We start from the raw sequence: 17,070 nt of genomic DNA on the forward strand, positions 1-17,070 counted from the left end.
GGCGGAGCCCCCGCCGTCCGGACCGGTGGGTCCGACGACGAGGGCTCCGAGACGTGCTCCCCGCTGTGGTGGATCAGCCGCCGGGGCTCGGCGACGGGCCACCACTGGCAGTGCCGGCGGCCTGCTGCGCCTGCTGGAACGCGGTGAGCGCCTCGTCCAAGGCCTTCAGCGCACGCCCGTACCGCTCGAAGTCGCCGGACGTCTGCGCGGCCCGGACCTCGGTGATCGCGGTCTGCACCCGGTCCGCGGCGACGGCCAGGTCGCCGGTCGGCGGCGGGATGCTGGCGCTCGGCGTCGGCGCCGGCGTGGCGGTCCCGCTGGGCGTCGGCGTCGGCGTCGGCGTCGTGGGGTTGCCCCCGGTGGTCGGAGGCGGCGACGTGCCCTGCCCGGCCTTCTTACCCTGCTCGACGAGCTGCTTGATGCCGTCGTTGATGTTGTCGGCCAGCGCCACGAAGGAGCCACCGTCACCGTAGGAGAGCAGCACCTTCTGCAACAGCGGGTACGCGTCCTGCTGGTTGCTCTTCACGTAGACCGGCTCGACGTAGAGCATGCCGTCGGCGAAGGGCAACGACAGCAGGTTGCCGTACTGCACCTGAGCCTGGTTGCTGGAGAGCAGGTTGAGCTGCTGACGGATGTTCGCGTTGTTGGTCATCTGCTGGTGCACCTGCACCGGGCCCGAGATCCGGGTCTGGTCCGGCAACTCCAGCACCTCCAGGCGGGGCTTCCCCTCGACGTACGACCCGGAGATCAGCGCGGCGAGGTTCTGCCGGCCGTTCGGGGTGACTGCCGAGGTGAGCTGGAACCGCGGGCTCTCCTGCCCAGGGAACTGCGTGAACAGGTAGTACGGAGGCTGCTTCTGGCCGCTGTCCGGGGCGTCCGGCACGTTGGGCACCTGCCAGAAGTCCTGAGCCGAGTAGAAGTCACCCGGGTTGGTCACGTGGAACTTGGTGAGCAGGTTGCGCTGCACCTTGAACATGTCCGCCGGGTAGCGCAGGTGCTCGGTCAGCTCGACCGGGATATCCGCCTTCGGCAGCACCAGGTCACCACCGAACGCCTTGTTCCACGCCTTGAGCACCGGGTCGGTGTCGTCGTACTCGTAGAGCTTCACGGTGCCGTCGTACGCGTCGACGGTGGCCTTCACCGAGTTGCGCATGTAGTTGACGTCCTCCCGGGCCAGCTGGAAGGTGCCCCGGTTGGTCAACTCGTCGGTGGTCTCGGTCTGGAGGTTGACCTTCTCGGCGTACGGGTAGGTGGCCGCCGTGGTGTAGCCGTCGACGATCCACTGCACCCGGCCGTCGACAACCGCCGGGTACGGGTCGCCGTCCAGCGTGAGGAACGGCGCGACCTTCTCCACCCGGTCGCGCGGGTTACGCACGTAGAGCAGCTTGGAGTCCTTGTTGACCGCCTCGGACAGCAGGAAGTTCGACTCCTGCTCCTTGATGGCGTACAGCAGCCGCCGGGCGAAGGAGCCGATCTCCACGCCGCCCTCACCGGTGTAGGTGTAGGACTCGCCGCCACCCTCACCGACCGGCCGGTCGAACTCGGCCTTCTTGTTCGGGTCGGACTGCCCGACGATCGCGTAGTCGTCGTCCGCCATCCGCTCGCCGTAGTAGATCCGCGGCTGCTTGGCCGGGATCTGCTCGGTCTGCGAGGAGCACGCCTCCTGGGTCTTCTCGCCCAGGAAGCCGGAGACGAAGAACGGCTGCCCGCCGCAGACCACCTGGTTCGCCGGGGCGGCCACCAGCCCGTACCCGTGGGTGTAGACGGTGTGCCGGTTGATCCAGGTGTTCTGCTGGTCGGTCAGCTCGCCGTAGTTGATCTCCCGGACGCCGACCACGTAGTCGGAGACGTTCCCGTTCACCCCGTACCGGTCGATGTCCAGCTTGGGGCCGAAGTCGTAGAAGCCACGCACCTGCTGGAGCTGGGTGTACGTCTCGCTGACCAGCTGCGGGTCGAGCAGACGCACGTTCGACACCACCGAGGTGTCGGTGGCCAGGTTCGCCGGTGGGGTGAGGTTGTTCGCCGCGTACGGGGTCGTCTGGCGGCCCCCAGCCCGAACGCCGCTCGTGTCGCGTCGATGCTGCGCTGGATGTACGGCGCTTCCTTGTCCTTGGCGCTCGGCTTGACCTCGAAGGTCTGCACGGCCCAGGGGTAGATGCCGCCGATGGCCACCGCGGACACGCCGAGCAGCGCCAGCGAGATCCCCGGCCAGACCAGGTTCCGCATCCAGGCGTTGGAGAAGACGATGATCGCGATCGCCACCACGATCGAGATGTAGGCCAGGATCTCCTTCGCCGGCAGCAGCGCGTTGACGTCGGCGTAGCCGGCGCCGTACAACTTGGCGCCCTCGTTGTACTCCAGCAGCATCGCCCGCCGGTCCAGCACGTACGCGACGGCCTTCAACAGCACGAAGACCGCGACCAGGCTGCTCAGGTGCGCGCGGGCGGCGTTGCTCATCCGGTCACCGACGCCCTGCAGGCGGACCCCGCCGAAGAGATAGTGCACCGCCAGCGCGCCGATCACCGCCAGCACCACAGCGGTGAAGGCGACGCCGAGCAGGTAACGCCAGAACGGAAGCTGGAAGACGTAGAAGCCGATGTCCACCCCGAACTCCGGGTCCTTGATCCCGAAGTCACCGCCGTTGCGGAAGAGCAGCCACTGGTTCCACCGGTTCTGGGCGGAGAGGCCGGCGAAGAGCCCGACCACAGCGGCGGTCAACGCGATCCAGGTGCCCAACCGCGGGCTGAGCACCATCCGGTAGCGCTCCAGCGTCGCCTGCTCCACCGAGTGCGGACGCAGCCGCGGGCGCAACCGGTAGGCCAGCCACAGGTTGCCACCGACGATCACCGCCATGCCGAGACCGACGGCCAGGAAGAGCACCAGCCGGGTGAGCAGGACACCGGTGAAGACCTCGGTGTAGCGCACCTCGTCGAACCAGAGCCAGTCGGTCCACGCCTGGACACCCCACCCGAGCAGGGTGAAGAGCACGAACACCCCAACCAGGACAGCGATGGTGACGCGCCCGCGCCGGCTCATCCTCGGAAGGGGGCTGCTGCTACGCATTACCACTGTTGGCTCCGCACGCTCGATGTGATCGGCTCCGACCAGGCACCCAGAGTACGGGGTGTTCCTGAGCGTGTCGGGGCACGGTCACACCGGTCAGCAACGCGTCGGCTGACCACCCGCGCGCAACGCCTCCAGAGCGGTCATCGCCTCGTCCAACGAACCCACCCGCAGCAGGGGCAGACCCGGCTGCGGATTGCGGACCGCCTCGGCGCAGTTGTCCGCCGGCACGAGGAACACCTTGGCCCCGGCGCGCTTGGCGCCGACCAGCTTCTGGGCGATCCCGCCGATCGGGCCGACGGCGCCCTCGTCGTCGATGGTGCCGGTGCCGGCGATGATCTGACCGCCGGTGAGATCGGCCGGGGTCAGCTTGTCCACGATCCCCAGGGCGAACATCAGACCGGCGCTCGGCCCACCGATGTCCTCCAGGTCGATGCCGAGGGTGAACGGGTGCGGCTGCTGCTGGTCGATCTCGACGCCGATCCGCGGCCGACCGTCCTGCTCCTGGCTGGTCACCTTCACCGTGGCGGGCACGCCGTCCCGGGTGTAGCCGATGGTCAACGCCGTCCCGGCCGGCTTGGCCCGGACCAGTTCGGTGACCTTCGCGGCCACCGGCACCGGCTGACCATCGACGGAGGTGATCACGTCGCCGGCCTTCAACTCGCCGGCGGCCGGCCCGTCACCGGACACCGTCTTGATCACCACCTGCACCGGAAAGCCCAACTCCCGCAGCGCGGCGGTCTCCGCGCTGGTCTGGGACGCCTTGAAGTCCTCGGCGTTGCGCTGCTCGACCTGCTCCGTCGACTCCCCCGGCGGATAGACCAGCTCGCGTGGCACCACCGCCTCGTCGTCGGAGAACCAGCCCGCGATCGCCCCCCGCAACCGCACCGTGGGCTGCACACCCACCGTGGTCAACCGCAACTGACCGGCGGAGGTCGAGGTCTCCCGCCCGGTGACCTGGATGACCTCCTTGCCGTCGGCCGTACCCAGGGTGTTGACCGTCGGGCCCGGGCCCAGCACCACGTACGGGATCGGAACCCGGAGCACCCCGATGCTCAGCAGGGCGGTGAACAGGGCACCGAGCAGGACCGTCAGGCCACGACGTCTCATGCCGCAGAGCGTACCGACCGACCGGACGCCTCCTGCCGGATGCGCACGCGACTTCGCCCTCAGCGCAACGCCAGCGGCGGCGACCTGGGGCGCGGCCCGCGTACCGTAGACGTCGTGCCTGATATTCCGTTCGGTTTCGCGCTCCCGGGTGGTCAACCACCAGACCCCAACGATCCCGCGCAGATGCAGCAGTTCATGTCGCAGTTGCAGCACCTGCTCTCCGCGCCGGGCAGCGGGCCGGTCAACTGGGACCTGGCCCGGCAGGTAGCAGCCAGCCAGCTCGCGGCCGCCGGCGACCCGGCGGTTTCACCGTATGAGCGCAACGCCGTCGAGGAGGCGCTGCGCCTGGCCGACCTGTGGTTGGAGCCGGCCTCGGCGTGGCCGTCCGGCATCCAGTCCCCGGTCGCCTGGAACCGCAATGAGTGGATCTTCAAGACGCTTGACGTGTGGCGCAAGCTCTGCGACCCGGTGGCCAGCCGCATGGTCGGCGCGATGGGCGACCTGGTGCCACCGGAGGCCCGCGCCCAACTCGGCCCCATGCAGTCGATGGTGGCCTCCCTCGGCGGCGCGCTCTTCGGCGGTCAGCTGGGCCAGGCCCTCGGTTCGCTCGCCGCGGAGGTGCTCTCCGCCGGCGACATCGGGCTGCCGCTCGGCCCGGCCGGCACGGCCGCGCTGATCCCGGCCAACATCCGGGCGTACGGCGAGGGCCTGGAGCTTCCCGAGGACGAGGTCCGCCTCTACGTGGCGCTGCGTGAGGCCGCCCACCAGCGGCTGTTCCAGCACGTCCCGTGGCTGCGCGGTCACGTGCTCAGCGCAGTCGAGATGTACGCCTCGGGCATCCGGGTCAACCGGGAGGCGATCGAGGAGGCGATGGGCCGGGTCGACCCGACCGACCCGGAGTCGATGCAGGCGATCGCCCTGGAGGGCATCTTCACACCGGAGGACACTCCGGCGCAGAAGGCATCACTGGCCCGGCTGGAGACCGCACTCGCCCTGGTCGAGGGCTGGGTCTGCCACGTCGTGGACAGCGCCGCCAGCGACCGGCTGCCCAACGTCGTCCGGCTCGGTGAGGCGTTCCGCCGTCGCCGTGCCGCCGGCGGCCCCGCGGAGCAGACCTTCGCCGCACTCGTCGGCTTGGAGCTGCGCCCACGGCGCCTTCGCGAGGCCGCGGCACTCTGGGCGGCGCTCACCCAGCACCGTGGCATCGAGGGCCGCGACGCCGTGTGGGGCCACCCGGACCTGCTCCCGTCGGACGACGACTTCGCCGACCCGGTCGCCTTCGCGATGAACGACATGGACCTCAGCGAGCTGGACAGCTTCGACTTCACCGCTCCCGGTGGGGTGGAGGAGAAGTCCCCGGGCCAGCCCGACGAGACCGACGGCGAGGACGACACCAAGTCCTGAAGCCTGGGTCGCGATGCCTGGGGCCGTGATGCTTGAAGCCGGGTGCCCGCGCTGCTCGTTGGCGGGTGCCCGGCGTGCAGGTGGCCCTGGGGGGCAGCAGGTGACGGCCCTCGGTCGGGAAGCGTGCCGGTCAGGCGGGGCGGCCCGAGCCGGAGAGCAGGGCGCGGGTCGCCTCCCAACCTTCGAAGGCCGGGTCCAGCGTGGCCAGGTCGGCCGGGCCGCGCAGTCGCCGCCAGCCGGCGGTGACCGCCACGTCCCCCGGTCGAGGGGCACCGGAACGAACGTCCGTCGGCGTTGCCGTGTCCAGGTTCAGCGGGGGTAGCCAACCCGCCACGGGCAGCCGCACAGCCACCCCGAGCAGGCCCGGACCGCCGCCGTCGACCGGAGCCACCGCGACGGGTCGGGTGGTGAGCGGGCGCAGCAGCTTGCCGACAGTCAGCGCGGGCAGGTCAGGCACGTCCCCGACCAGCACCGCCGCCTGGTCGTAGCCCTCCAGCGCGGCGAACACGGCATTCGGCGTCGGCTCGGTGACCTCGTAGACCGCGGTGCCGGGCCAGACCAGCGCGTCGGCGAGGGCTCGGTCGGCCGGCGTGACCGCGACGGCGATCTCCACCTCGTTGAGCGTGGCGAGCAGGTCGATGACGTCTTCCGCGAGCGCCGCTCGCCATTCGGCCCGGTCGACGCCCGGCGGCGACCAGGGAACCGGTCCGAGCAACGCCACTACCACCCGTCGTGCCACCCCCCGACCCTAGCGCCCACCCCGGCCGCCCCGACCACCCGCTCACCCGCGTGGTGCGCGGGCACACGAGCATGACCGACTCGCTTTCATTGAAATCGCGGTGTCCGAAGGGCATCGATAGCCCGGTCTTCAGGAACGCGAGTCGATCATGCCGGCGCGCGGGGAGCGGGGCAGGGCAGAGCGAGGGGCTCGGCAGCCCGGAGACTCGGGGTCTGTGGATCAGGTGGGGAGCGGTGCGCAGGAGGCAGCGGCCACGCCTTCGAGGTAGCCGCGGGCGCGTTCCGCCTTCGGGTAGCGGCCGACCAACGCCCAGAAGCGGGCGTTGTGGCTCGGCACGATGAGGTGCGCCAACTCGTGCAGGAGCACGTAGTCGATCACCCAGTCGGGCATTTCCTGAACGCGGTGCGAGATTCGGATGCTGCGGTCGGCAGGGGTGCAGGAGCCCCACCGGCCGTTCTGGTTGGTGACCCATCGGACGCTGGCCGGCACGGCCTTCGTGGGGTATTCGGCCAGGTAGAGGTCGATGAGCCGGCGCGCCCGGGCCAGCAGCTCGGCGTCGGAGCGGGCCAGGCGCCCCTCCCGGGCGGCGAGCCGGGCGAGCATGCGGTCGACCCACTCGCTCTCCTCGGCTCGGGAGAACTGGTCCGGGATGAGGACGACGACCCGCTCACCGTCACGGTACGCAGACACCGTGCGTCGTCGGCGCTGGCTGCGCCGCACCTCGACGACCGGCTTGCGCGTCCCCGCCATCACTGGCCCGCGCAGCCTCGGCTACGTGTCACGAAGGAAAGCTAATGCGTACTGACCAGGGGTCCGCAAGGGTCAACCACGCGACACGCGCCCAGAAAATGGTGATTGGTCGCCAGGCGTCCGGAAAATTTCTTGACGACGGCCCCACCACGCCATCTCGTCACCCTTCGTGAACGCCGATGGCGGTGTCGCACGACGCCTCTCCACCGTAGGTGATCACCGGCCGGAGGCCGCGCCGGGGGCACTCGCACGGGTGGCTGTGAGGGTTTGGTCGGCGTGTCCCCGCCAAACTGACTTATCCGACCTATTTCGCCATGCACACTCTCGACGTCGACTTGCTCACAGTGTCGATGCACAGCTGACATGGAACTGCCCAGACCTGGGTAGGGTCCGCGAACCAGCGGTCACGAAGGTGGCCGCGGAGTGAGACCCAGCGCCGGCGCCCCGTGTGGCCCGCCGCCGGGCACCCCGCCGGGACGGCATTGACCGGCGGACGAGACGAGGAGGGCACCGTGGCCGACCAGGCCCAGACGACCTACAACGGTTACTGCGTCAAGTGCAAGGAGAAGCGGGACTTCGAGGGGCACGTCGAGGTCTCGAAGACCGGAATGAACATGGCCAAGGGCAAGTGTCCGGTTTGCGGGACAACAGTGAACCGCATCCTGGGCAAGGCCAAGGTCTGACCGTACGGGTGACGGGGGCGGGGTGGCCGGTGGTCACCCCGCCCCGTTGCCGTCCTGGGCGGTCGGCGGGTCGTCGACCGCCTGTCGGGTGACCGACAGCCTCGTCGGCAGCCTGTGGAAAACCCGGCAAAGCCTGTGGACAACGCTGGACAGCGGCCTGGGCGCCTGTGGACAACGATCGACCGAACGCGAAGTCACGGTCACGATTGGTGACCATGAGTCGCACCGTACTGCCCCGTCCCACGCTGCTGCCCGGCCTCAACCGGCTCTGGCGGGACCGGCACACCCTCCAGCTCGGCGTCGGCCCGGGGCCCGCCGTGCTGCTGGAGCTGGCCAATCCCCGAGCCGCCCATCTGCTCGACCTGCTCGACGGCACCCGCAGCGAACGCGCCGTCCTGACGCAGGCGGCCACCGTCCGGGTCACCGTCGACGAGGCACGTACGCTGCTCGACGCCCTGCGTACGGCCGGCCTGCTGGTGCCCGCGCACAGCCTGCTCCCCCGTGACCTGGCCGGCCCGGTCCGCGCCCGGCTGGCGGCGGAGGCCGGCGCGTTGGCCCTGGCTGCCGCTCGACTGCCCGGCACCCCCGCACAGGTCCTGCGCCGTCGGCGGACCACCCGGGTCGTGCTCACCGGCGCCGGGGCGCTCGGCGGGCCGCTGACGGTGGCGCTGGCCCAGGCCGGCGTAGGGCAGGTGATCCCCCACCTCACCGGCCCGGTCCGCCCCGTCGACCTGGTCGGCACGGGCATCCCCGCCACCGAGCTGGGTCACCCGCTGGCACCGGCCGTGCGGGCGGCGGTCAACCGTGTCGCGCCAGGCACCGGCACCCAGCGGGGCCGGTCCACCCGGGTGGACCTGGTGATCCAGCTCGGCACGGACCGGCCACCCGCGCTGGTCGCCGCCGGTCTGGCCCAACGCCGGCAGCCACACCTGCTGGTCACGCTGCGCGAGGGCGTACCGGTCGTCGGGCCGCTGGTCCGCCCACCGGCCGGGCCCTGCCTGCACTGCGTCGAGCTGCACCGGACCGACCGCGACCCGGACTGGCCGCGGCTCGCCGCCCAGCTCGCCGCCACCGACCCGGTCGCCGCCGGCGCGACCAGCACGCTGCTGGCAGCCATCGGGTACGCGCTGGCCGAGGCGCTGACGCAGCTCGACGGCGGTCAGCCCGAGACCCTCGGTGGGGCCATGGAGATCACCGGCGCGGGCCGCTTCCGCCGTCGGGGCTGGCCGCCACACCCGGCGTGCGGGTGCTCGCGAGGTCGAGTGTCCGCACCAGCCCGGCCGCAGAGCAGCAGCGGGGCCCTCCGGTCGGTAACAATGACCGTGTGACCGACATACCGCGCCGCGCCGTGTCCCGCACCGCCAAGCTCGCCGCCCTGCCGCTCGGCTTCGCCGGCCGGACCGTTCTCGGCATGGGAAAGCGCGTCACCGGGCTCGCCTCCGACGTGATCTCCGCGGAGATCCAGCAGCGCACCGCCGAGCAGCTGTTCAGCGTGTTGGGCCAGCTCAAGGGTGGGGCGATGAAGTTCGGCCAGGCGCTGTCGGTCTTCGAGGCGGCACTGCCGGAGGAGATCGCCGCGCCCTACCGCCAGGCGCTCACGAAGCTCCAGGAGGCGGCACCACCGCTGCCGGTCGCCAGCGTGCACAAGGTGCTGGCCGAGCAGCTCGGCCCCGACTGGCGGGACCTGTTCGTCGAGTTCAACGACACCCCGGCCGCCGCCGCCAGCATCGGCCAGGTGCACCGGGCACGGTGGCGGGAGCCGGGGTTCGACGAGTCCGGCGCACCGAACAGCCGCGACGTGGCGGTCAAGATCCAATATCCGGGCGCCGGTGAAGCGCTGCTCTCCGACCTCAAGCAGCTTTCCCGGCTGGGCGGGATGTTCCGGGCCATCCAACCCGGTCTGGACGTCAAGCCGCTCCTGGTCGAGCTGCGCGAGCGGATCACCGAGGAACTGGACTACGAGCTGGAGGCCGAGTCGCAGCGCGCCTTCGCGGCCGCGTACGCCGACGACCCCGAGATCTACATCCCGCAGGTGATCAACGCGGCACCCCGGGTGCTGGTCACCGAGTGGGTGACGGGCACCCCGTTGGCCGACATCATCCGCGAGGGCACCGAGGAGGAGCGGGACGAGGCGGGCCGGCTGATGGCCACCCTGCACCTCTCCGCTCCGCAGCGGGCCGGTTTGCTGCACGCCGACCCGCACCCGGGAAACTTCCGGCTGCTGCCCGACGGCCGACTCGGGGTGATCGACTTCGGCGCGGTGGCCCGGATGCCTGAGGGAACGCCGGAGCCGATCGGTCGCATCGCCGCGATGGCGCTGCGCGGCGACGCCGACGAGGTGGTGGCGGGGCTGCGCTCGGAGGGGTTCATCGGCGCCACCGAGCAGATCGACGCCGAGGGGGTGCTCGACTTCATCCGTCCGATGCTGGAGCCCATCGCGGCGGACGGGTTCCGGTTCACCCGGGCCTGGCTGCGGGCCGAGGCGGGTCGACTCGCCAGCCCGCGCTCCCCCACGTACCAGCTGAGCAGGCAGCTCAACCTGCCGCCGTCGTACCTGCTGATCCACCGGGTGACGCTCGGCTCGATCGGAATTCTCTGCCAGTTGGAGGCGAAGGCTCCGTACCGCAGCATCCTGGAGCGTTGGCTGCCCGGCTTCGCCCCGGTCGCCTGAGGACGTCCAGAAGGGCGGGTGCCGGTCGGCACCCGCCCTTCTGTGTGCGGTGGTACTAGAGAACGCCCAGGTCGCGTGCCGTCTGGTTGCGGCTGTTCATGGCGACGGTACGGGCGGATCGGGTTGCCTCAGTGCTCGTGGTGGTACGACCGGCCTGAGGCCGGCGCATTCGAGCCCGGGACAACGCTTCGTGGAGTAGTTGCATCTCGAAGGCTCCACTCGGGACGTTGAACATCGTCTTCTCACTCACTGCCGGTGTGACACCGGCGTAGTTGGTACGGATCGGGAACACGTCAGGCTGCCAGCCGGACCGCGCCACGCACCTCGGACAGCCCACTGGCCGCCAGGCGCGCCTCGGCCTCGACCCGAAGCTCGGCGTCACGAGCGACGTCCTCCTTACGCGGACGGCCACGGGGCCGCTTACGCGGGACGACCGCGCCACGCTCGAAGATCTCGCCGCCCCAGACGCCCCACGGCTCCGCTCGCTCAACGGCTCCGGCCAGGCATTCGACACGCAGCGGGCAGTCCCCGCAGAGCGACTTGGCCAGCTCGAGCTCGGTGGGCGAGTCGGAGAACCACAGGTCAGGGTCGAACTTCCGGCAGGGCAGGTTCGCCTCCATCTCGATGCTCATGTCGAGTGGGGCCAACGCCAGACTCATCTCCCGGTCACCTCTCTCTCACATTCGATCTCGTGGATCGCATTCCGACGTACTTACGGCGGGCAAAAAACTGAGGCCGCGGATCCCGGTAAGCGGGTTCCGCGGCCTCGAGGTGAGCCGGTGTCTGATGATCAGACCGGTTTACCTCGAGGTGGAACGCCGCGGACATCCATGCGCTTCTTGGCGACCTGGATGCCATTGCCCGTGAAGCCACTGGTCCCCTCGACTCCGACTGGTGCGACGGTCAGGCTCAGCTCGGTCTGAACCTGGTGCACCTGCGGAACCGACGGTCGTGCAGCCGTGAGGGCCACCCGGACAGCCGACAGCGGAGCGTGGACAGACGGCATCACCGCCAGACGCTCATAGGTGAAAATCTTCACGGGACCCACCTCCCTCACGTTCCTCGGATCGACTGGACCAACCCCGTGAGCAGCCGGAATGGCGCCGCTCGCGTGGTGTGTTCTGAGGCTATTCCTCGCGCCGGGGCGAGGGCAAACGAATTTACGACGAGATTTCGAAAGTTTTCTCAGGGCAGACATCGTCCACCCCCGCGCCCCCCACCAGCGCCAGCACCGACTCCCCGTAGAGGCCCAGCTTGCGGGGGCCGATACCGGCGATGGCGATCAGTTCCTCCGACCGCTCGGGCCGCCGCTCGGCCAGCGCGATCAGCGTCGCGTCGGTGAACACCACGTAGGCGGGGACCTTCTGCGCCCCGGCCACCCGCTGCCGCCACTCGCGCAGCCGTTCGTGCAGCTCATCGTCGATGTCGGATGGGCAGGTGGGGCACCGACCCAGCTTGCGGTCCGGGCCGGCGAGCAGGGTGGCGCCGCAGATCCGGCAGGAGACGATCTGGGTTCGACGCCGCTCGGTGCGTTTGGCCGCCGGACCGGTGCCGCCGCCGGACGCCCGTTCGGTGCCGCCGGAGCGGTCCAGCTGGGGCAGGAACCGCGACGGCCGCCGGGCCCGTCCGCCCGGCGAGCGTGCTGCGGCGTACGACAGCCAGAGCCACTGCCGCGCCCGGGTGATCCCGACGTAGAGCAGCCGACGCTCCTCCTCGACCTGCTCGACGGTCTTGGCGTACGTGGTGGGCATGGTGCCCTCGGCGAGGCCGACCAGGAAGACCGCGTCCCACTCCAGCCCCTTGGCGGAGTGCAGCGAGGCGAGGGTCACCCCGTCCACAGTCGGTACGTGCTGCTGGGCGGCCCGGCGGGCGAGCTCCTCGGTGAAGTCGGTGAGCGTGACGGGACGTTCCACCGACGCGGCCTCGCCGATCGGCACCACCTCGAGGCTGGCCGCGTACTCCTCGGAGAGCTGGACCAGCGCGGACAGCGCCTCCCACCGCTCGCGGGCGGCGCCACCGGCCGGGGGTGCGTCCGGGGCCCAGCCGACCGCGGTGAGCGCCTCGACGACGGCGGCCGGCAACGGCGTCCTCCCCGGGGATCGAGCGGGTGGCGGCGCGAAGCGCGACCATCGCCTGGCGTACCTCGGTCCGCTCGAAGAAGCGCTCCGCGCCCTGCACGACGTACGGCACCGCGGCCTCGGTGAGCGCCTTCTCGTACGCCTCGGACTGCGCGTTGACCCGGAACAGCACGGCGATCTCCTTCGCCGGCGTGCCCGCGTCGATCAGGGCGCGGCAGCGCGCGGCGACCGCGTTCGCCTCGGCCGGCTCGTCGGTGAAGATCCGCAGGTCCGGCTCGGGGCCGGGTGGGCGCTGCCCGCTCAGCTCCAGCCGCAACCGCGCCTCGGTGCCCCGGGCCTGGGAGATCACCGCGTTGGCCAGCCCGACCACCTGCGGGGTGGAGCGGTAGTCGCGGACCAGCCGGACCACAGTGGCGTTGCGGTGCCGGCGGGGGAAGTCGACCAGGTACGCCGAGGTGGCCCCGGTGAACGAGTAGATCGTCTGGCTGGCGTCGCCGACCACGGTCAGGTCGTTGCGGCCGGCCAGCCAGGCGTCCAGCAATCGCTGCTGGAGTGGGTTGACGTCCTGGTACTCGTCGACCACGAAGTGCCGGTACTGGGTGCGGATCTGCTCGCCGACGTCCGGGTGCTCCTCGATGCCCCACACCGCGGCACGCAGCATGTCCTCGAAGTCGATCACGCCGTTCGAGCGTTTGAGCTGCTCGTACGCGGTGAACACCTCGGCCACCTTCGCCGGCTCGTGCGGTGTGTCGCGCAGCGCCCGGGCGGCGGCCACCACGTAGTCCGTCGGCTCGACCAGCGACGACTTGGCCCACTCGATCTCGCCGGCCAGGTCGCGCGCGGCGGCCCGGTCGGTGCGCAGGCCGACCCGGGCCGCGGCGAGGGTGACCAGCCGCACCTTGCTGTCCAGCAGCTCGGGCATGGCCCGGCCGGACAGCAGGCGGGGCGCGAAGTACCGCACCTGCCGCAACGCAGCGGCGTGGAAGGTCCGCGCCTGGACACCGTGCGCCCCGAGCAGAGTGAGACGGTGTCGCATCTCGGCGGCGGCACGGGCGGTGAAGGTGACCGCGAGCACGTGCCGGGGGGATATCTCACCGGAGAGTGCCCGGTGGGCGATCCGGGAGGTGATCGCCCGGGTCTTGCCGGTGCCGGCGCCGGCAAGGATGCAGACCGGGCCGGCGGGCGCGGTCACCGCGGAGCGCTGCTCAGGGTCCAGCCCGGCGAGCACGTGTTCCGACGCTGAGTGAACCGCCACAACCAGGAATCATCTCAGCTCCCCTCAGCGTTGCAGCGAACAGCCTCGGCTTGATCCGCAAGCCGCGGCCGGAGGAGTTGGAGGATCCGACCATGTTGACGATGTATTCCACCCCCTGGTGCGGCTACTGCCACCGGCTGAAGTCGCAGCTCGACCGGGAGGGCATCGGTTACGAGGTGGTCGACATCGAGCAGGACCCGAAGGCCGCAGAGTTCGTGATGAGCGTCAACGGCGGCAACCAGACGGTGCCGACCCTGCGCTTCGACGACGGCAGCGCCCTGACGAATCCCTCGATCACCCAGGTCAAGCAGCACCTGGAGACCCTCACCGCCTGACCGGCCAGATGACCGTCGACGAGCGGCCGCCCCACTCGGGGCGGCCGCTCGTCGTGTTCCGAGGTCGGTCATCGTGGCGGCGGAAGGTGGGTGCCGGTCGCCAGCGGCCGGTCGGCGTCCTCTGCCGGTCGCCGGGGTGCCGGGAGCACCGGGAGGGCCGGCGTGGGCGGGCGGGTGCCGGGCGGCGCGCTCAGGTGCCGGCCCCGCCAGAGGTAGCCACCGGCGATCAGGGTGGCCGCCCCGACCAGCGCGAAGAGCAGCCGGTAGTCCAGGAACCCGACCAGCAGGGCGCCCGCCCCGATGGAGAACGCCTGCGGGCCGCTGACCACCGCCTGCGTGGCCGCGGCGACCCGGCCGACCAGCGTGGGCGGGGTCCGACGCTGGATCAGCGTGTGCAGCCCGACCATCGTCAGCGGGAGCGACACGCCGGCCAGCAGCACCGCCGCAAACCCGAGCCGGATGTCGGGGTACGCGAGCGCGAGCGCGGCCGGGGAGAAGAACGCGACACCGGCGGCCAGTGTGCCGACCTCACCGAGCCTGCGGACCAGCGCCGGTGAGCAGAGCCCGCCGAGCAGCCCACCCACGCCCTGCACGGTGACCAGCACGCCCACGAACGCGGCGTCCCGGTTCAATCCCTGGTCGACGTACGCGAAGATGAGCGACTCGCTGAAGCCCATCACCAGTGATCCCAGGCCATAGCCGAGCAGTGCCCGGCGCAGGGCTGGCTCGCCGGCCAGGTGCCGCAGGCCCGCGCCCAGCTCGGCTGGCCAGCGCAGCCGCACGGGCGGTGGCGCCTGCTGCGGAGTGGGTAGGGCGGTGACCACCGCCGCGGCGGTCAGAAATCCGACGATCCCGATCCCGGCCAGCGCCCACCCACCGAGCGCCGCGTAGAGCGCCGCGCCGGCCAGCGGACCGATCAGCCGCATCCCCTGCCGTACGGTCTGGAGCAGGCCGTTCGCCTCGGCCAGCAGCTCGACCGGCACCATCTCCCGGATCAGCCCGCTGAGCGCCGCGCCGAGCGTGATGGACGACAGCCCGTAGAGGGCGGCCACCAGGTAGACGATCCAGACGTCGCCCGCGTGCCGGACGGCGAACAACGGGGTGAGCAGGGCGGCGGTGAGCACGTTCGCGGCCAGGAAGAACGGCCGACGCGGGTACCGGTCGACGAACCAGCCGACCAGCGGTGCCAGCATCATCGGCGCGATGACGGCGAAGATCGTGGCACCGGCCAGCCCGTTCGAGCCGGTCAGATCCTTGACCCAGATGGCGAGCGCGAGCAGCAGGATCGACTCGGCGGTCATGCTGGCCAGCAGACCGCCGAAGAGCAGGCGGAAGTCGGGTCGGCGCAGGATCGTGCGCATGGGTCCCTCCGGCGGGATGGCCTGCCCGGCTGGGCGAGGTCGACGTGGGCCGCGACCGCGGGTCCGTCATCGTCCGGCATTCCCGTGGTCCGATTTTTGCAGGACACGCCCCCGCCGGAACCTCCGACACCGGTCGCGCCGTCCATACTGACCGTGGGGGGCGAATTTCATACAGTTACCGTCGCGGCAGCGGCGGTCGACGGGAAAGAGGACACTGTGCCTCCTGCCGCACCCAGCCCGATCCTGCGTCGTCGCCGATTGGGCGTCGAGCTGCGCCGCCTGCGTGAGGCTGCGGGCCTCACCGGCGACCAGGTGATCGAGCGTATCGGTTGGGCCTCCGCGTCCAAACTGTCCCGTCTGGAGAACGGCCGCAGCCGACCGGACCCGCAGGACGTCGGCGACCTGTTGGATCTCTACGGCGTCGACCAGGCGGTGCACGACGAGTTGCTCGGCATCACCAGCGAGGCCGGCGACATGCGCGGCTGGTTGAAGAACTTCCCGGTGATGACGCAGCAGCAGCGCAGTTGGGCCGAGCTGGAGGCGGGCTGCGCCGAGATCTCCGAATACAACCCGGTGCTGGTGCCCGGCCTGTTGCAGACCCCGGGCTACGCCCAGGTCCGGATCGTCTCCGCCCGCCAGGTGGGCGCGGGCGCGGGCGAGCCCGAGCCCGACGACGAGCCGGAGACCGAGGTGCAGGCGCGGATGGCCCGTCAGTCGTTGCTGACCCGTGAGCCGCACGCGCCCCGCTACACCGCGGTGCTGGAGGAGGCCGCTCTCGGCCGCCGCGCCGGGCCGCCCGAGGTGCTGCACGAACAACTGCTCCAGCTCTGTGAGCTGGCCCTGCTGCCGAACGTGACGCTGCACGTGCTGCTTCGCGACACCCAGATCGGCAATTGGTACCTCCCGCCGACCGCGTTCTCGGTCTACCGGTTCGCCGATCCCCTCGATCCGGAGACATTGGCCATCGAAGGTGGCTTCACCGACGTCATGTCGACCGAGGCAATCGCGCTAAATCGCTATAAAGTGGTGTTCGAGTGGCTATGCACGTCGGCACTGAACGCCGAGGACACCCTCTCCTGGCTGATCGAGTCAACGGGACGGATGACCGAGGCAGCGCCCCCATCCACAGTGGCGTTCGGGCCGGCAACGGCGCCGACCCAGCGCCGCCGGGCCTCGGGGCGGCTGACGGATCGGTGATCCACGGGGGACCGACCCTCCGTCGGGGCGTGCGGCACCACTCGTCCCATCGGATCGCTTCACATCAGGAGCAGAACCATGAACGACATCCGTAACACGCCGTCCGTCTCCGCTCACTCGCTGGCGGATGCCCCGTGGCGTACCAGCACACGCAGCCAGACCTCCAACTGCGTGGAGGTCGCCCCACTCAACGCCGGCCCGTCGGCGGTCGCCCTGCGCGACAGCAAGGACCGAGGCGGCCCGGTGCTGCTGTTCAACCGCGCAGGGTGGCTCGGTTTCATCACCGGAGCCAAGAAGGGCCAGTTCGATCTGAACTGATCCGGTGACAGGTACGGGGCCGTCGGCGCACTGCCGGCGGCCCCGTCGCTGTATGCGCCCGCCGACCCCCTGAGCTGCATCGGCCGATCGGACGACGCTCCGAACC

Annotated in this window: 13 protein-coding genes and 2 pseudogenes; 7 read left to right on the plus strand and 8 right to left on the minus strand. The window is 70.8% G+C overall.

Going from position 1 to position 17,070, the window contains the following annotated elements:
- Nucleotides 1-73 precede the first annotated feature (73 nt).
- Together AC3CF1_RS14545 and AC3CF1_RS14550 are read right to left on the minus strand one after the other, a co-directional pair.
- Nucleotides 74-3,063 (minus strand): annotated as a pseudogene (locus tag AC3CF1_RS14545) (UPF0182 family membrane protein).
- Between the two features lie 96 nt (nucleotides 3,064-3,159).
- Entirely contained in the window at nucleotides 3,160-4,173 is a 1,014-nt protein-coding gene (locus AC3CF1_RS14550) for a YlbL family protein (RefSeq protein ID WP_354982424.1), read from the minus strand.
- Nucleotides 4,174-4,287: 114 nt separating this feature from the next.
- Here AC3CF1_RS14550 and AC3CF1_RS14555 point away from each other — a divergent pair, with 114 nt between their 5' ends.
- Entirely contained in the window at nucleotides 4,288-5,577 is a 1,290-nt protein-coding gene (locus AC3CF1_RS14555) for a zinc-dependent metalloprotease (protein WP_179780857.1), read from the plus strand.
- Between the two features lie 130 nt (nucleotides 5,578-5,707).
- Here AC3CF1_RS14555 and AC3CF1_RS14560 read toward each other — a convergent pair whose 3' ends face one another.
- Together AC3CF1_RS14560 and AC3CF1_RS14565 are read right to left on the minus strand one after the other, a co-directional pair.
- Nucleotides 5,708-6,316 (minus strand): glycosyltransferase family protein, encoded by a 609-nt coding sequence (locus tag AC3CF1_RS14560; RefSeq protein WP_488450655.1) that lies wholly within the window; start codon nucleotides 6,314-6,316, stop codon nucleotides 5,708-5,710.
- A 219-nt stretch (nucleotides 6,317-6,535) separates the two neighbouring features.
- Entirely contained in the window at nucleotides 6,536-7,066 is a 531-nt protein-coding gene (locus AC3CF1_RS14565; protein WP_099848410.1) for a M48 metallopeptidase family protein, read from the minus strand.
- Nucleotides 7,067-7,578: 512 nt separating this feature from the next.
- Between AC3CF1_RS14565 and AC3CF1_RS14570 the strand changes: the two genes are divergently transcribed.
- From AC3CF1_RS14570 to AC3CF1_RS14580, 3 genes are all read left to right on the plus strand, one after another.
- Nucleotides 7,579-7,749 (plus strand): DUF5679 domain-containing protein, encoded by a 171-nt coding sequence (locus AC3CF1_RS14570; protein ID WP_167457767.1) that lies wholly within the window; start codon nucleotides 7,579-7,581, stop codon nucleotides 7,747-7,749.
- A 215-nt stretch (nucleotides 7,750-7,964) separates the two neighbouring features.
- Entirely contained in the window at nucleotides 7,965-9,077 is a 1,113-nt protein-coding gene (locus AC3CF1_RS14575; RefSeq protein ID WP_488450656.1) for a TOMM precursor leader peptide-binding protein, read from the plus strand.
- Nucleotides 9,074-10,420: an ABC1 kinase family protein gene (locus tag AC3CF1_RS14580; protein WP_088950047.1), complete on the plus strand. Its 1,347-nt coding sequence runs from the start codon at nucleotides 9,074-9,076 to the stop codon at nucleotides 10,418-10,420. Before AC3CF1_RS14575 ends, AC3CF1_RS14580 begins: the two co-directional genes overlap by 4 nt.
- 293 nt (nucleotides 10,421-10,713) lie before the next feature.
- Here the strand turns inward: AC3CF1_RS14580 and AC3CF1_RS14585 are convergent, their stop codons facing one another.
- From AC3CF1_RS14585 to AC3CF1_RS14595, 3 genes and pseudogenes are all read right to left on the minus strand, one after another.
- Nucleotides 10,714-11,079, minus strand: a complete 366-nt coding sequence (locus AC3CF1_RS14585) for a WhiB family transcriptional regulator (RefSeq protein ID WP_088950048.1) — start codon at nucleotides 11,077-11,079, stop codon at nucleotides 10,714-10,716.
- Nucleotides 11,080-11,210: 131 nt separating this feature from the next.
- Nucleotides 11,211-11,459 (minus strand): hypothetical protein, encoded by a 249-nt coding sequence (locus AC3CF1_RS14590; RefSeq protein ID WP_488450657.1) that lies wholly within the window; start codon nucleotides 11,457-11,459, stop codon nucleotides 11,211-11,213.
- A 121-nt stretch (nucleotides 11,460-11,580) separates the two neighbouring features.
- A pseudogene (locus tag AC3CF1_RS14595) lies at nucleotides 11,581-13,753 on the minus strand (ATP-dependent DNA helicase UvrD2).
- A 92-nt stretch (nucleotides 13,754-13,845) separates the two neighbouring features.
- Between AC3CF1_RS14595 and AC3CF1_RS14600 the strand changes: the two are divergent.
- On the plus strand, nucleotides 13,846-14,088 hold the full coding sequence (locus AC3CF1_RS14600) for a mycoredoxin (RefSeq protein WP_088952000.1): 243 nt from the start codon (nucleotides 13,846-13,848) through the stop codon (nucleotides 14,086-14,088).
- A gap of 68 nt (nucleotides 14,089-14,156) precedes the next feature.
- Here AC3CF1_RS14600 and AC3CF1_RS14605 read toward each other — a convergent pair whose 3' ends face one another.
- Entirely contained in the window at nucleotides 14,157-15,449 is a 1,293-nt protein-coding gene (locus tag AC3CF1_RS14605) for an MFS transporter (RefSeq protein ID WP_354982430.1), read from the minus strand.
- A 216-nt stretch (nucleotides 15,450-15,665) separates the two neighbouring features.
- On the opposite strand from AC3CF1_RS14605, the gene AC3CF1_RS14610 reads away from it, so the two are divergent.
- Together AC3CF1_RS14610 and AC3CF1_RS14615 are read left to right on the plus strand one after the other, a co-directional pair.
- Complete coding sequence (locus AC3CF1_RS14610) at nucleotides 15,666-16,646, plus strand: helix-turn-helix domain-containing protein (RefSeq protein ID WP_354982431.1); 981 nt, start codon at nucleotides 15,666-15,668, stop codon at nucleotides 16,644-16,646.
- 78 nt (nucleotides 16,647-16,724) lie between these two features.
- Nucleotides 16,725-16,964, plus strand: coding sequence for a DUF397 domain-containing protein (locus tag AC3CF1_RS14615; protein ID WP_088950053.1), 240 nt, complete (start codon nucleotides 16,725-16,727; stop codon nucleotides 16,962-16,964).
- The last annotated feature ends 106 nt before the right edge of the window (nucleotides 16,965-17,070 follow it).

The organism is Micromonospora sp. MGP-C2 (genome assembly GCF_057766525.1).